The organism is Nocardioides sp. R-C-SC26 (genome assembly GCF_021246465.1).
Classification (GTDB): domain Bacteria; phylum Actinomycetota; class Actinomycetes; order Propionibacteriales; family Nocardioidaceae; genus Nocardioides.
This window is the reverse complement of sequence record NZ_JAHRHK010000008.1, coordinates 144,679-159,246: the sequence shown is the minus strand read 5'-3', so window position 1 is coordinate 159,246 and position 14,568 is coordinate 144,679. Positions and strand designations below refer to the sequence as shown.

The window sequence follows — 14,568 nt, the reverse complement described above, 5'->3', positions numbered from 1 at the left end:
CGCGACACCCGCCCCCGCCGCCGGCATGCCGACGCCGACCGGCGACGACGTCTTCATGATGTACACCGGCGGCACGACCGGGAGGCCCAAGGGCGTGCTCTGGCGCCAGGACGACGTCTACGTCTCCTCGATGGGCGGCACGCCGTTCGGCACGACCGGGATGCCCAAGGGCGTGCTCTGGCGCCAGGACGACGTCTACGTCTCCTCGATGGGCGGCACGCCGTTCGGCACGACCGAGCCGTCCGCCTCCTACGAGGCGATCGCCACGCACGCGGCATCGGGCGCGGGCCGGATGACGCTGCTGATGATCCCGCCGTTCATGCACGCGGCCGCTCAGTGGTCGACCTTCCACATGATCACCGGCGGCGGCACCATCGTGCTGCCCGACAACGTGCACACCTTTGACCCCGCCGACGCGCTCACCGTCGCGGCGCGCGAGCGGTGCGTCAGCATTCCGGTCATCGGCGATGCGATCGCGCTCCCGCTGATCGAGGAGGTCGAGCGCGGCGACTACGACCTCTCGGCGCTCGGCGCGATCAACAACGGCGCCGCGCCCCTCTCGCCGTCGACCCGCGCACGGATCCTCGCCACGCTGCCCAACATCTTCATCATGGACGCCGCGGGTGCCTCCGAGACCGGCCTGCAGATGAGCTCGCTCACCGCAGCCGGCATGGACCTGGACGCCGGCGTCTTCACGCCGCAGGGTGACACGGCGGTCCTCGACGAGACCATGACGCGCGTGCTCGGCCCGGGTGAGGGCGGGGGGTGGCTCGCCCGCCGCGACAAGGTGCCGCTCGGGTATCTCGGCGACGCCGAGAAGACCGCGCGGATCTTCCCCGAGATCGACGGCGTGCGCTGGTCGGTGCCCGGCGACCGCGCCGACGTGCTGCCCGACGGCCGCATCCGTCTGCTCGGCCGCGACAGCGTCACGATCAACTCTGGCGGGGAGAAGATCTTCGCCGAGGAGGTCGAGTCCGCCGTCATGGCGCACCCGGCCGTGCGCGACGTCGTCTGCGTCGGTCGGCCGTCCGAGCGCTGGGGCAGCGAGGTCGTCGCGATCGTGCAGCTGGTCGACGACGCCGCCGTCAGCGACGAGGAGCTGATCGCCGTCGCCGGCGAGCACGTGGCGCGCTACAAGCTGCCCAAGGCGATCCTCCGGGTGCCCGTCGTGCAGCGCTCGCCGTCCGGCAAGGCCGACTACCGCTGGGCGAAGGCACAGGTCTGACGCCCGGTGGTCGAGCTGCGGCCCCGGCGGTCGAGCTCGTCGAGACCCTCGCCGCATCTCGACGGCTCGGGTGACCGGCCCTGGTGGTCGAGCCTGTCGAGATCCCGTGAGTCGACAGCCCTCAGGTACCGCAGTAGGTGACGTACCTCCCGGCCTCGGCCGGCGCGGGCACGGCGTACCGCTCGGCGGCGGCTCGTGCGGTGAACGGCGTGCGGACGACGTCGACGAGTCGGGTGAGTGGCCCGAGGTCTCCGGCGGTCGCCGCTCCCAGCGCCTCCTCCACGAGGTGGTTGCGCGGGAGGTAGAGCGGGTTGACGTCGTCGAGACCGGTCGCGTCCGGTCCGAATCCGTGCCAGCGACCGAGCCAGGCATCGACGCCGTCGAGGTCGAGCATCAGTCCGCGCAGCGGCTCGACGTCGCCGCGCGCGGCGGGTGTCAGCGCGCGGAACGCGGTGGTGAGGTCGACGTGCCCGGCCTCGAGCAGGTCGAGCAGGTCGTGCCCGAGCCGAGCCACGGTCTCGTCGTCGGCGGTGGCGGTGCCCAGGCCGAGCTTCGCGCGCATGCCCTCGCGCCATGCCGCGGAGTAGGCGGGACGGTAGGCCTGCAGGGCCGACGTCGCGATCTCGACGGCGCGCTCGCCGCCCTCGTCGATGCCCTCGCCCGGCGCACCTCCCTTGCCGAGCAGCGGCAACAGCGCCTCGGCGAGCCGTGCGAGGTTCCACTCCAGGACGACGGGCTGATTGCCGTAGGCGTAGCGACCTCCCGCGTCGATCGAGCTGAACACCATCTGCGGATCGAAGGTGTCGAGGAACGCGCAGGGGCCGTAGTCGATGGTCTCGCCCGAGAGCGTGGTGTTGTCGGTGTTCATCACCCCGTGCACGAAGCCGACGTGCATCCACCGCGCGACGAGCCGCGCCTGGGCGTGGAGCACGCTCTCGAACAGCGCCAGGGCAGGTACGGGCGCATCCGCGGCGTCGGGATGGTGGCGTTCGATCGCGTGCGCCACCAGGCTCCGCAGCACGGCGGTGTCGCCGGTCTGCCCGGCGAGAGCGCGTGCGAACTGGGCACTGCCCACCCGCAGATGGCTCGACGCCACCCGCACCAGGACGGCGCCCGGCAGCGCGCCCTCCTCGCGGTAGACCTTCTCGCCCGTGCCGATGACGGCGAGCGCCCGCGACGCCGGGACGCCGAGCGCGTGCATGCCCTCGCCGACGACGTACTCGCGCAGCATCGGGCCGACGGCGGCGAAGCCGTCGCCACCGCGCGAGAACGGCGTCGGGCCCGACCCCTTGAGGTGGACGTCGCGGCGATGCCCGGCGGTGTCGACGACGTCGCCGAGCAGGAGTGCCCGGCCGTCGCCGAGGCGGGGCACGAAGCCGCCGAACTGGTGGCCGGCGTAGGCCTGCGCCACCGGCTGCTCGACGCCGTCGCCCAGCAGGAAGCGCACGCCATCGGCGCTGGCCAGCCAGTCGGCGTCCCAGCCGAGCTCGGCCGCCAGCGGCTCGTTGAGGACGAGCAGGTGCGGTTCCGCGAAGGCCGAGGCCTGCCACGCCACGGCCATCTCGGGCAGTGCGCGGGCGAAGTCGGTGCCCAGGCGGGGCGCGGCGTCCATTCGACCCAGCCTACGGGCCGATGCGGCGACCTAAGAGATCGCACGGATAGGGCAGATGCCGGCCGGACGCCGCCCCAGCACGCACCTGAGCACCTTCTCCTCAGTCGCCGTGCCTCCGGCACGCCTCCCTCATCGGCGGCACTCATGCACGCACCGGAACGACGCCCACCACGACAGCCCCTATCCGCGCGATCTCTAAGTGCTGAAGGAAGTCGCCTGGTCGGCCTTCGTTCACGCGTAGCTGGAGCGGGCAGATGCGACTTGCCTCAGCACTTCGGTCTCGGTGCGCCGCTGTCGATGCCCGTTAGCCTCGGAACGGTGACCGCCTCCCGCTTGCGCGACCTTCCGCCGACGATCTTCGGCCAGATGTCCGCACTGGCCGCGCGCACGGGTGCGATCAATCTCGGCCAGGGCTTCCCGGACGTCGACGGGCCGGCGTCCGTGCTCGCCGTCGCGGCCGAAGCGGTCGCGGGCGAGCAGCGCGCCAACCAGTACGCGCCCGGGATCGGGATTGCCCCGTTGCGCGAGGCGATCGCCCGCCACCAGGAGCGTCACTACGGGCTGATGCTCGACCCCGACACGGAGGTCATCGCCACCACCGGGTGCACCGAGGCGATCGCCGCCGCCCTGCTCGGACTGGTCGAGCCGGGCGACGAGGTCGTCGTGCTCGAGCCCTACTACGACTCCTATGTCGCCATGCTCGAGGTCTGCGGCGGTATCCGCCGGCCGGTGACGCTGCGGGCGCCGGACTTCCGGGTGGACCTCGACGAGCTGCGCGCCGCCGTCGGCCCGCGCACCCGTTTCGTCCTGCTCAACACCCCGCACAACCCGACCGGGTCGGTGTTGAACCACCAGGAGTTGTCGGCGATCGCCGAGCTCGCTGTGGAGCACGACCTCACGGTGATCTCCGACGAGGTCTACGAGCACCTCACCTTCGGCCGGGCCCACGTGCCGATCGCCACGCTGCCGGGGATGCGCGAGCGCACCCTCACGCTCTCCAGTGTCGGCAAGTCCTACTCCGTCACCGGCTGGAAGATCGGCTGGGCCACCGGCCCCGCCCATCTCGTGGAGGCGGCGCTGGCGGCGAAGCAGTGGCTCTCCTACACCTCCGGGTCGCCGCTGCAGCCGGCGGTCGCATACGCCCTCGACCACGAGCCGGCATTCCCGGCCGAGCTCGCGCGCGACCTCGCCGTCCGGCGGACACGGCTGGTCGACGGGCTGCGTGCGCTCGGTCTGCCCACCTACGACAGCGACGGCACCTACTTCGCGATGAGCGACGTCGGCGCACTGGGATGGCGTGACGGCCTGGAGTTCTGCCTCGACCTGCCCGAGCGCGCCGGCGTGGTGGCGATCCCTGCGCAGGTTTTCCACGACCGTCGGCCCGACGGCGTGAATCCCGGCGCGCAGCTGGTGCGGTGGGCGTTCTGCAAGTCCGCGGACGTGCTCGACGACGCACTCGCCCGCCTCGCCGCCGCGCGCCTGGAGCGTTGACCCGTCTCCAGGTGAAGACGGGTCGACACGGATCGACGGCGATCTGGTGAGATGAGCGGCATGACGCAGACTCCCGACCAGCCCGTCGTGCTCACCGAGGCGCGCGACGGCGTCCTGGTGATCACCATCAACCGGCCCCAGGCGAAGAACGCCATCAGCGGGGACGTCGCACGCGGCCTCGCCGCGGCAGCCGACGAGCTCGACGGCAACGACGAGCTGCGGGTCGGCGTGTTGACCGGGGCCGGCGGCACGTTCTGCTCGGGCATGGACCTCAAGGGATTCCTCACCGGCGACCTGCCGTTCGTCGAGGACCGTGGTTTCGGCGGCATCACCCAGCGTCCTCCGCGCAAGCCGCTGATCGCCGCCGTCGAGGGCTGGGCCGTCGCGGGGGGCTTCGAGCTGCTGCTGGCCTGCGACATGGTCGTCGCGGCCGACGACGCCCACCTGGGCGTGCCCGAGGTGAAGCGCGCGCTCGTGGCCGGTGCCGGGGCGGCACTCCTGCTGCCTCAGCGCATCCCGCCCGCCATCGCGATGGAACTACTGCTCACCGGCGACCCGATCACGGCCCAGCGTGCCGCCGAGCTGGGGCTGGTCAACCGGATCGCCCCGTCCGGCGCCGCTCTGGACGGCGCCCTGGAGCTGGCCGCCACGGTGGCGGCCAACGGTCCGCTCGCGGTCGCCGTCACCAAGCAGGTCGCGCGTTCGGCCTCGGACTGGTCGAGTGAGGAGGGCTGGATCAAGCAGGGTGAGCTGATGGGTCCGGTCTTCGTCTCCGAGGACGCCGCCGAGGGTGCGACCGCCTTCGCCGAGAAGCGCACGCCCGTCTGGAAGGGCCGCTGATGGCCACCCCGGTGGAGTACGCGTTCGCCGACGGCGTCGCCCGCATCACTCTCGTCGACGGCGAGCGGGGCAACCCGATCCACTCCGCCTCCGTCGCGGCCCTCCAAGACGCCGTGAACCGCGCCCGCGCCGACCGCGCGCGCGTGGTGCTGCTCGGCGCGACAGGCCGTTTCTTCAGCGTGGGCGGGGATCTGGCGTCCTTCGGTGGCAGTGACGACATGGCCGCCTACATCGACGACCTCGCCGACAGCCTGCACCGCGTGGTCAGCGAGCTGATGCGTCTGGACGCCGTCGTGGTGTCGAAGGTGCAGGGCCCTGCGGCCGGAGCCGGCTTCCCGCTGGCATTCGCGGCCGACGTCTGTGTCGCCTCGAGCGCGGCGTCGTTCACCCTCGCCTACACCAAGATCGGGCTCAGCCCCGACGGCGGGTCCACGCTGCTCGCGCACACCGTCGGCCTGCACACCGCCCTCCGGCTCGCGCTGCTGAACGACAGCCTGAGTGCGGAGGAGGCGCGCGCGCACGGCCTGGTCGCCCGGGTCGCCGGGCCCGACGAGCTCGATGCCGTCGCCGAGACCATCGTGACCCAGCTGGCGTCCGGGCCGAGTGAGGCGTTCGCTCGCACCAAGCGTCTCCTGCGCGGCGCCGTCGAGCCGGCGCCCGAGACCGCGATGCGGCTGGAGGCGCTGGCGATCCGCGACAGCGCCGGCTCGGCCGACGGGCGTGAGGGAGTGGCCGCCTTCGTCGAGAAGCGCCGTCCCGCGTTCGGGGCGTCGGCGTGATCGACCCGGAGCTCGCCTACTTCACCCAGGACGCCGAACTGCTCGTGCCGACCGAGTTGGCGCGCGGTTCGTGGAGCGAGGACAGCATCCACGGCGTCGCCCTGTGCGGGGCCCTCGGGCGCGCGGGGGAGCGCACCCTGGGGCACCTGGGGCGTACCGACCTGCGCCCGTCGAGGATGACCGTCGACCTCTTCGCCGCGCCGAGGTTCGCCCCCTGCGTACTCGCCACCGAAGTGGTGCGCGACGGTCCGCGCATCTGTCTGATCGACGTCCAGCTCACCCAGGCGGGCAAGCGGGTCGCGCGCGCCAGCGTGCAGTTCCTCAAGCCCACCGAGCCCGCGACGGGAGCGGTGTGGGCTCCGGAGGAGCGACCCGCCGCGCCCCCGATCGAGATCGTGCCGCCCTCCGAGGTGCCGCGAGTGCCGTTCATCCTCAGCGACACGGGGTGGTCGCAGAACTTCGCCGAGCATCAGGACGGCGGGCGCAAGGCCGCGTGGTACTCCGCGGCGCGTGTGGTGGCCGCGGAGCCGGTCACGCCGTTCCAGGCCGCGGCGTCCACGGCCGACGCGGTCAACTTCGTCACCAACTGGGGCACGCGCGGCGTCGAGCACATCAACACCGACGTCACCTTGGCGCTCAGCCGGTTGCCGGTCGGCACCGAGGTCGGTCTGATCGCGATGGACCGCGTCGACGACGACGGCATCGCGGTCGGGTCGGCGGCGATGTTCGATCGCCAGGGCCAGTTCGGGATCGTCGCGTGCACCGTGATCGCGAACGCCAAGCGCACCGTCGACATGGGGTCGAAGGTCTACACCGAGGATGGGCGGCACACCGACAGTTGACCGGCGGGCCGGGCTCGAGGGCCAAGGTCGGCGGCGCACCCGATCAAATCCCCGATCGGGTGCCCGCCACGCTCTAGATTCGCCTCGACGAGACGTCGAGCGAGTTGGGGGCGAGGGTGACGCGCTGGTCGGGCCCACCGCCCCTCCTCATCGCCGCGACCGTGCTCGGACTCGTCCTCGCTCCCGCGGTCAGCAGCGCGGACGACGGCTCGGGTGCGGCGTCGCGCGGGACGACGTCGGCCTCCGCGAGATCGTCCGGCTCGTCGGGCGCGACGCTCTCGGCCAGCGAGCCGCGCGACCGCGACCCCGCGACCGGGGGCGCTGCTTCCTCGAGCACCGCCGACGGGTCGACGTCGGATCGTGGGGTCGCGTCGCCGCCGTCACCGAGCCTCCTGGGTATCGCCACGTTCAACCAGCACCGACCGTTGACGATCGGCCAGGCGCGAGCGGACGCCGAGCGGATCACGAGCCGCAAGGGCGTCGGCATCATCGGATGGCAGGAGGGCTACGAGTTCGGCCCCGTCTACTCCTGGCTCGCGCGCAAGGGCTGGAGCACCAAGCGTTTCGGTGAGTTGCGCGGGGCGAGCGAACTCGCCGTCTCGTGGCGCCGAGCGCGCTTCAAGCTCGTGGGCGCGAAACTGCACCGGGCGACCCGAGGTGTCGACAGCACGGTGGGCCGTTATCCCTTCGGCGACCGGTTCATCCTCCGGGTGACCCTGCGCGAGCGCAGCACGGGCCGCGACATCTCGATCATCAACACCCACCTGCCCCAGGCCATCGAGGATCTCGACTCTCCCGGCGCATGGCGCGACACCCTCAACGCCGGTGCCGCTCGGCAGCAGCTGCGCGGATTGGCGAAGGTCTGGCGCAACGCGCCGGGGCGCTGGGTCGTCGGCACCGGCGACTACAACTTCGACGCCCGCTCGGATGCGCGTCGCCGGCCCGAGGGCGGCATCGCCCGCGTGTACGACGGCCTGGCCGTCAGCAGCTATGCGCTCTCCACCGAGGGCGACGACGTCGCCCCGACGCACCCCTTCTCCGACCGTTACATCGACTACGTGCACCTCAGGAGGGCCGACGTCGACGCGGGCCGGGTGCGGGTGCTCGGACAGCGCACCATGGGCGGTGTGCACAGCGACCACCGTCCGCTGCTGGTCTGGCTCAAACTGCGTTGACCCGTCTCTACTTCAAGACGGGTCAACCCGAAAGGCGGCGTTGACCCGTCTCTAGTTCAAGACGGGTCAACGCACGAGAGGTCAGGATGCGGCGCGTGCGGCTTCCTTCTCCGACGTCGCACCGGCAGTCACCAAGGCGCCGGAACTGTCCTCCAAGTGGGCGCGCACGAACCAGTGGAAGAGCTCGAGCTTCTCGGTCTGGCCGATGAAGATGTCCTCGGTGACCGGATCCAGGTCGCCGAGCTCCTTGATGCCGTCGCGGTAGCTGGTGATCACGCCCTGGTAGACGACGTCGAGTGCGGCCAGGTGCTCCTGCGTCGTCGCTCGACCGATCGAGTACTCCTCCCACGACCGGGCCTGGACCAGTCGTCCGGGTGTGCCGACCGGGGAGCCGCCGAGCGTGGCGATCCGCTCGGCCAGGTCGTCGGCGAACCCGCGCACCTGCTCGACCTGCGGGTCGATCATCTCGTGCACCGCGATGAAGTGCGGGCCGACGACGTTCCAGTGCACGTGCTTGAGGGTCAGGTGGAGGTCGTTCGTCGCATGCAGCCGGTCCTGCAGGAGCGCGACGACGCGCTCCGCGTCCTCCGTGGGGATGCCGGGGGTGGTGTAGCGCAGCGTTCCGTTCTGGTCGGTCTGGGAGGTAGTCATGCTTCGACCATCGCCCCGCGGGCGTGCACCCAATCCACCCGCAGGGGTGGCAGGCTCTGCTCGTGAACAGCGTGAGTGCCGCGATCGCCGCCCTGTCGCCGCTTCCGGCCGGCCCGCACGGGTTGGCATCGGCTCGGCCCGAGCCCGACCTCGCCGCTCATGGCCACACCGAGGTCGAGTACCTCGCCGGTGGTCGCGCGACGTCGTACCGGTCGCTGACCGAACCCGCACTGCGGGCCGATGGCCGCTTCGCGTTGACGGCCGACGCCGAGGCCGACTTCACCACGCGCGTCGTCGTGCGCCGTCCGGTCGCCGAGCGGTTCAGCGGCACGCTGGTGGTGGAGTGGCTCAACGTCAGCAGTGGTCTGGACGCAGCGCCGGGCTGGATCTACGCCGGCGAGGAGGTGCTGCGCTCCGGCCACGCCTGGGCAGGTGTCTCGGTGCAGCACGCGGGCGTCGAAGGTGGCGGACGTTCGGTCGCGGTGGGTGGCATGCCGCCCCCGCCGGGCCTCCGCGGTGCCGACCCCGAGCGCTACGGCGCGCTGCACCACCCCGGTGACGCGTTCGCCTACGACATCTACACCCAGGTCGCCCGTGCGGTGCGCGAGCTCACCGGTGCGCGCCGGCTGATCGCGATGGGGGAGTCGCAGGCCGCGACGTGCCTGACGACCTACGCCAACGGCGTCCAGCCGATCACGGGTCTGGCCGACGGCTTCCTGCTGCACTCCCGGCTCGGCGTGGCCGCCCCGCTCGGCGAGCCGGGGCTGCCGATCTCGCTGGAGGAGGCCCGCACGGGCCCCGCCGTCGCGGTGCGCGACGATCTGGTCGTGCCGGTGCTGATCCTGCAGGCCGAGGGCGACCTGTTCGACCGGATCGGCTACCTGCCCGCCCGCCAGCCTGACGGCGAGTGGCTGCGGCTGTGGGAGGTGGCCGGTGCCGCACACGCCGACCGCTACCTGATCGGCGAGTTCGAGGAGTTCCTCGGCTGCGACGTGCCGGTCAACCGCGGACAGCAGTGGGCCGTCGTCCGGGCGGCGCTCCGCGCACTCGACACGTGGGTGCGCGACGGCGTCGCGGCGCCGTCCGCGGCCCGGCTGGAGACGACGTCCGACGGCTTCGCGACCGATGAGCACGGCCTGGTGCGCGGCGGTGTGCGGACGCCCGTCGTCGACGTCCCGGTCGAGGTGGTCTCCGGTCGTGTCTGGCCGGGAGCGAGCGTGGCGTGCGGCCTCTTCGGCAGCAGCACGCCGCTGGCGGGCCCTGCGCCGTACGAGTCCCGCGCCGACTACCTCGCCCGCTACGAGGCGGCGTGCGACGCGATGATCTCGGCGGGCTTCGCGCTCGCGGACGACCGCGCGGACCTGCTCGCCGAGGCCCGCGCCGACCTGGTCGCCACGGACGTCTGAGACGCTGGTCACCACCGCCCGTACGTCGGCTGAGAGGACGAACCCGATGCGCCAGAAGACCCTGCTCCGTTGCCCGTGCGGCGAGGAGATCCGCGGCGAGACCGAGGATCTGCTCGTGGAGCACGCTCAAAAGCACCTCGCGCAGGCTCACCCCGGGCGTGAGTACGACCGGGAGATGATCCTCTTCATGGCGCAGTAGTCGCGCCGTCCGGCGTCCACCTGCGATGTCGGAGCCCGGTGCGAGAATGCCGGGATGCTCCAGTTCCGGTCCGCCGCGCACACCCACGTGGGCCTGGTGCGCGCCAACAACGAGGACTCCGGGTTCGCCGGCCCCTACTTGTTGATCGTGGCCGACGGTGTCGGCGGCGCGGCCGCAGGGGAGGTCGCCTCCTCGACGGCGACCTACGTCGCCGCGGCCCTCTCGATGCTCGGGCCGGTCAGGGGCACCGATCCGCTCGTGCTGCTGGGTTCCTCGATCGATCTGGCTGCCCGTCAGCTCCGCGCCGGCGTGGAAGCGGATCCGGCGCGGGCGGGCATGGGCACCACCCTCACCGCCATCGCCACCGACGGCGCCCGCTGCGCCATCGTCCAGCTGGGCGACTCCCGCGCCTACCTGCTGCGTGCGGGCGTGCTGCAGCAGTTGACCCACGACCACACGCTGGTCCAGGCGCTGGTCGACGCCGGCCGAATCTCACCCGAGCAGGCGCGGGTCTCCCAGCACCGCAACATCGTGATGCGCTCGCTGGGCACCCGCCAGGAGCCCGACCCCGACCTGGCCTGGCTCGACCTCGAGCCCGGTGACCGGCTGCTGCTCTGCAGCGACGGCCTCAGCGATCTCGTCGAGGACGCGCTGATCGCCCACCGACTCGCCTCCGGCGACTGCCAGGAGGCCGTGGAGGCGCTGGTCGGCGACGCTCTCGCGGCGGGCGGGCGCGACAACATCACGTGCGTCGCGGCCGACGTCGTCGAGGGCCCGCCGATCGACAGTCGCGGGGTCCTCGTCGGCGCGGTGGTCGACCTGGGGCACGTGCTCGACCCCGTCGCCGTGCGCTGATCAGCCGAGGCGCGTCCGTCGTCCTCTCCGCGTCAGCGCCTACGGTGATGGCATGCGGATCACCAAATTCGGTCACGCCTGCGTCCGCGCCGAGCACGACGGCGCGGCGCTGGTCTTCGACCCCGGCATGTTCACCGAGCGGACGGCGGTCGAGGGCGCGGACGCCGTGCTCGTCACCCACGAGCACCCGGACCATCTCGACGTCGAGCACCTGCGTGCCGCGGACGCTCCGATCCTCACCATCGCCGCGGTGGCCGCCCGCATCGGCGAGGCCGCGCCGGAGCTGGTCGAGCGGATCACCGTCGTCACGCCGGGGGAGCGGCTGGAGGTCGCCGGGCTGCCGGTGGAGGTCGTGGGCGAGAAGCATGAGGTGATCCATCGGGATCTGCCATGGATCTTCAACAGCGGGTACGTGGTGACCCTCGGCGATCAGCGGGTCTACCATCCCGGCGACGCCTTGACCGCGCCCGCTGTGCCGATCGACGTCCTCCTGGCGCCGTCGTCCGCCCCCTGGCTGCGCAGCGAGATGGCGATCGACTTCGTGCGCGAGGTGGGTGCGCCGACCAATCTCGCCATCCACGACCGGATCTACACCGAGGCCGCCCACGGAATCCTGCAGATGCAGATGGACCAGCTCATCGGCGGACACCAGACCTACGTCCGGATCCCCGACGGCGCGGACCTCGCCGTCTGAGGCCGCCCACCCGGCGCGGCCCGGCACCGAGCGACGTCAGCCTCCGAGCGCCTCGCGTACGGGTACGAACTTGGCGGCGGCCTCGGCGAGCTCGGCGGCCGGATCGGAGTCGGCGACGATGCCGCATCCGGCGAAGAGCCGCACCCGGGCGGGGTCGGCGGGGTCGATCTCGGCCGAGCGCAGCGCGATGCCCCACTCGCCGTCGCCTGCTGCGTCCATCCAGCCGACAGGGCCGGCGTAGCGCCCGCGCGGCATCGCCCCGAGACCGGCGACCAGTGCGACGGCGTCGGCCGTCGGCGTGCCTCCGACGGCGGCCGAGGGGTGCAGCGCGGCCGCGAGTGCCAACGAGGAGACCAGACCGGAGTCGTGGACCACCCCGGCGACGTCGGTCGCCAGGTGCATGACGTTCGGCAGGTGCAGAACGAAGGGGGCCTCGGGCACGTTCATCGATGAGCAGTGCGGTTCCAGCGCGTCGGCCACGGAGCGTACGGCGTACTCGTGCTCCTCGAGGTCCTTGGAGGAGTGGGCGAGAGTGCCGGCGAGTGCGAGGTCGCGCTCCTCGTCGCCCGTTCGGCGGATCGTGCCCGCGAGCACCCGCGAGGTGACCAGGCCGCGCTCGCGCCTCACCAGCAGCTCGGGAGTGGCGCCGAAGAGCCCGTCGACGTGGAAGGTCCAGCAGGTCGGGTATGCCTCGACGAGGCGGCGCAGCGGCCAGCGGACGTCGATCGGGGCGGACGCGGTCGCGACGAGGTCGCGCGCGAGCACCACTTTCTCCAGGTCGCCGGCGCCGATCCGGGCGACCGCCTCGGCCACCGCGCCCGACCACGCGCCGTCGTCCAGTGCGCCGCCGGAGACGGCGAGGTCGACCGGAGCAAGGGGCTCATCGCCGTGCTCGAGCGTGGCGCCGTCGACGAACCTGCCGGCCTCGATCGTGGTGATCCAAGCGAGATCACCGCGGCGTCCGACGATGACGTTCGGGACGACGAGCACGGAGTCTCCGGGCTCGTCGGCGAAGGCGAAGCTGCCGAAACACAGCAAGCCGGTGCCCGGTTCGCCGACCGCGTCGTCGACGACGGCGCGCGCGACGGTCTCGGACCACCACTTGTCGGCATCGGCGAGCCGGGTCGGACCCGCGCTGCGCGGCGCGGCGGCCTGCCCCCAGGCGACCAGGCCCTCGCCGCGCCGAAGCCACACCAAGGGGCCGTCGGCGGGCAGCAGGTCGACGAGCGCGGCGGCGCTGGCCGGATCGAGGAGCCTCGTCCGCACGTGCAGCGCCGCTGCGGAGTCGACGTCGGCACCCACGGTCACACCAGCGAGCGTACTGAAGCCCCCGGCGTACGCATCCCTCCGCCTGACCTGGGATCATCGGGATGTGACCAGCGCCTCCAGTTCCCGCACGGCCGTGACCGGCATCGCCGCCGGCGTCCTCCTCCTCGGTGGCCTCGGCGGCTTCGCGATCGGGCTACCGGAGTGGATCGACGACGGCGGCTCGACGACGAGTGCCGCGATCCCGACCGAGCTGCCCGACGTGCTTCCCGGCGGGTTGGTCGCGAGCGACTCCGGAAAGCTCCCGGCCGAGATGGCGACCGAGGAGGACATCGCTCGGATCGCCGAGGTGCGCGAGTCGGCGGCCGAGGGCCTCAGCGGCCTGTTCGAGGGCGACGCGATCATCCGCAGCTACGCCAGCGTCGACCGGGCCAAGGCGGGCTTCGTGATGGTCGTCGCCGTCGAGCCCGGGCTGTTCGTGCCCCAGGGCCCGCCGGTCGATCCCGCGATCAGCGGCATGGCGCGCGACGCCTTCGAGCTGATCCGTATCGACGACGCCATCTGCGACCTGAACTGGGGTCAGCCGGTGCCGGCCGGTCAGCCCATCGACGAGGCCGCCGAGCCGGCCGCCGTCCGTTGCCAGCTGGGCGCGAACGGCGCGACCTACGAGGCGAACTTCATCGGCGTCCCGGCGGAGACCGTGGTGGAGATCCTCCACACGATCGCCGGGGAGTCTCAGGACCAGTAGACGATCACCGGGTCGCCGACACGCACCTGGTCGAAGAGCCAGGCCACGGCGTCGTAGTCGCGCACGTTCACACACCCGTGCGAGGCACCGCCGTACCCGACGGCGGCGAAGTCGCTGGAGTAGTGCACGGCCTGGCCGCCGGAGAAGAACATCGCGAACGGCATGGAGGTGTCGTAGAGCGACGAGACGTGGTCGCGGCTCTTGTAGGTGACGCTGAACGCGCCTTCGCGGGTCGGGGTGTACTCGGAGCCGAAGCGCACGTCGACGGTCTTCAGGACGCTCCCGTCGACCACCCAACGCAGGGTGCGGGTGGACTTGTCGACGCAGAGGGCACGGCCGGTCAGGCACCGCGGGTCGAGGGGGCCGGGCACATTCGCGCCGAGCTGGTTGGCGAGCTCGGCGCTGGTCGGCTCGGTGGTCATGCCGAGCAGGCGGTCCAGCGTGGTCTGGTCGACCGCGCCGGTCACGGCGATCTCGCGCTTGGCCTGGAAGCCGCGCACAGCTGCGGTGGTGGCCTCGCCGTAGTAGCCCGTGACGTCCTGCTCGAACCAGTCGATCTGCCGCAGTCGTGCCTGCACCTTGCGCACGTCGGCACCGCGACTGCCCGGCCCCATCAGGGCGGGTCCGGCTGCGGGCGTAGGGGAGGCGTCCGGCTTCGCGGGGTTCCCGCCCGGCTCGCCGGTCGCCCCGTCCGTCGGCCCCTCGGTCGGCTCCGTGCCAGGTGTGCCGTCGGCTGACGGCGTGGAGGTCGCGGGCGAGTCGCCACTGTCGGGCGGCGGCTCGGG

15 protein-coding genes are annotated in these 14,568 nt (G+C 72.3%); 11 read left to right on the top strand and 4 right to left on the bottom strand.

The genetic code is table 11. From position 1 onward, the window contains the following. Window positions 1–1,225 (top strand): AMP-binding protein (locus KSO97_RS09765; RefSeq protein WP_232678323.1); only part of this gene is annotated, 1,225 nt, incomplete at its 5' end. Window positions 1,226–1,346: 121 nt separating this feature from the next. Here KSO97_RS09765 and KSO97_RS09760 read toward each other — a convergent pair. Continuing rightward, complete coding sequence (locus KSO97_RS09760) at window positions 1,347–2,837, bottom strand: YdiU family protein (RefSeq protein WP_232678321.1); 1,491 nt, start codon at window positions 2,835–2,837, stop codon at window positions 1,347–1,349. A 318-nt stretch (window positions 2,838–3,155) separates the two neighbouring features. Between KSO97_RS09760 and KSO97_RS09755 the strand changes: the two genes are divergently transcribed. From KSO97_RS09755 to KSO97_RS09735, 5 genes are all read left to right on the top strand, one after another. After that, complete coding sequence (locus tag KSO97_RS09755; RefSeq protein ID WP_232678319.1) at window positions 3,156–4,328, top strand: pyridoxal phosphate-dependent aminotransferase; 1,173 nt, start codon at window positions 3,156–3,158, stop codon at window positions 4,326–4,328. 60 nt (window positions 4,329–4,388) lie between these two features. Further along, a complete protein-coding gene (locus KSO97_RS09750; RefSeq protein WP_232678317.1) occupies window positions 4,389–5,168 on the top strand; it encodes a crotonase/enoyl-CoA hydratase family protein in 780 nt (259 codons plus the stop codon). After that, on the top strand, window positions 5,168–5,947 hold the full coding sequence (locus KSO97_RS09745; protein ID WP_232678316.1) for an enoyl-CoA hydratase/isomerase family protein: 780 nt from the start codon (window positions 5,168–5,170) through the stop codon (window positions 5,945–5,947). Before KSO97_RS09750 ends, KSO97_RS09745 begins: the two co-directional genes overlap by 1 nt. Continuing rightward, on the top strand, window positions 5,944–6,789 hold the full coding sequence (locus KSO97_RS09740; RefSeq protein ID WP_232678314.1) for an acyl-CoA thioesterase domain-containing protein: 846 nt from the start codon (window positions 5,944–5,946) through the stop codon (window positions 6,787–6,789). Before KSO97_RS09745 ends, KSO97_RS09740 begins: the two co-directional genes overlap by 4 nt. A gap of 116 nt (window positions 6,790–6,905) precedes the next feature. Continuing rightward, complete coding sequence (locus tag KSO97_RS09735; RefSeq protein ID WP_232678312.1) at window positions 6,906–7,964, top strand: hypothetical protein; 1,059 nt, start codon at window positions 6,906–6,908, stop codon at window positions 7,962–7,964. A gap of 81 nt (window positions 7,965–8,045) precedes the next feature. On the opposite strand, the gene KSO97_RS09730 is transcribed toward KSO97_RS09735, so the two are convergent. Then, window positions 8,046–8,615: a Dps family protein gene (locus tag KSO97_RS09730; RefSeq protein ID WP_232678310.1), complete on the bottom strand. Its 570-nt coding sequence runs from the start codon at window positions 8,613–8,615 to the stop codon at window positions 8,046–8,048. A gap of 62 nt (window positions 8,616–8,677) precedes the next feature. On the opposite strand from KSO97_RS09730, the gene KSO97_RS09725 reads away from it, so the two are divergent. From KSO97_RS09725 to KSO97_RS09710, 4 genes are read left to right on the top strand one after another with little or no spacing between them, the layout of a single operon-like run. Further along, window positions 8,678–10,021 carry an alpha/beta hydrolase domain-containing protein gene (locus KSO97_RS09725; protein ID WP_232678308.1) on the top strand — a complete coding sequence of 448 codons (1,344 nt, stop codon included), beginning with the start codon at window positions 8,678–8,680 and terminating at the stop codon, window positions 10,019–10,021. A 46-nt stretch (window positions 10,022–10,067) separates the two neighbouring features. Then, a complete protein-coding gene (locus tag KSO97_RS09720) occupies window positions 10,068–10,220 on the top strand; it encodes a DUF1059 domain-containing protein (protein WP_232678306.1) in 153 nt (50 codons plus the stop codon). A gap of 54 nt (window positions 10,221–10,274) precedes the next feature. Then, a complete protein-coding gene (locus KSO97_RS09715) occupies window positions 10,275–11,075 on the top strand; it encodes a PP2C family serine/threonine-protein phosphatase (RefSeq protein ID WP_232678304.1) in 801 nt (266 codons plus the stop codon). Window positions 11,076–11,127: 52 nt separating this feature from the next. After that, entirely contained in the window at window positions 11,128–11,769 is a 642-nt protein-coding gene (locus KSO97_RS09710; RefSeq protein WP_232678302.1) for an MBL fold metallo-hydrolase, read from the top strand. A 36-nt stretch (window positions 11,770–11,805) separates the two neighbouring features. Here the strand turns inward: KSO97_RS09710 and KSO97_RS09705 are convergent, their stop codons facing one another. Continuing rightward, entirely contained in the window at window positions 11,806–13,077 is a 1,272-nt protein-coding gene (locus KSO97_RS09705) for an isochorismate synthase MenF (protein ID WP_232678300.1), read from the bottom strand. Between the two features lie 64 nt (window positions 13,078–13,141). Here KSO97_RS09705 and KSO97_RS09700 point away from each other — a divergent pair, with 64 nt between their 5' ends. Next, entirely contained in the window at window positions 13,142–13,783 is a 642-nt protein-coding gene (locus tag KSO97_RS09700; protein ID WP_232678298.1) for a hypothetical protein, read from the top strand. Here the strand turns inward: KSO97_RS09700 and KSO97_RS09695 are convergent. Further along, window positions 13,771–14,568: L,D-transpeptidase family protein (locus tag KSO97_RS09695; protein ID WP_232678296.1), on the bottom strand; the 798-nt coding region annotated here is incomplete at its 5' end. The two genes, KSO97_RS09700 and KSO97_RS09695, sit on opposite strands and share 13 nt — an antisense overlap.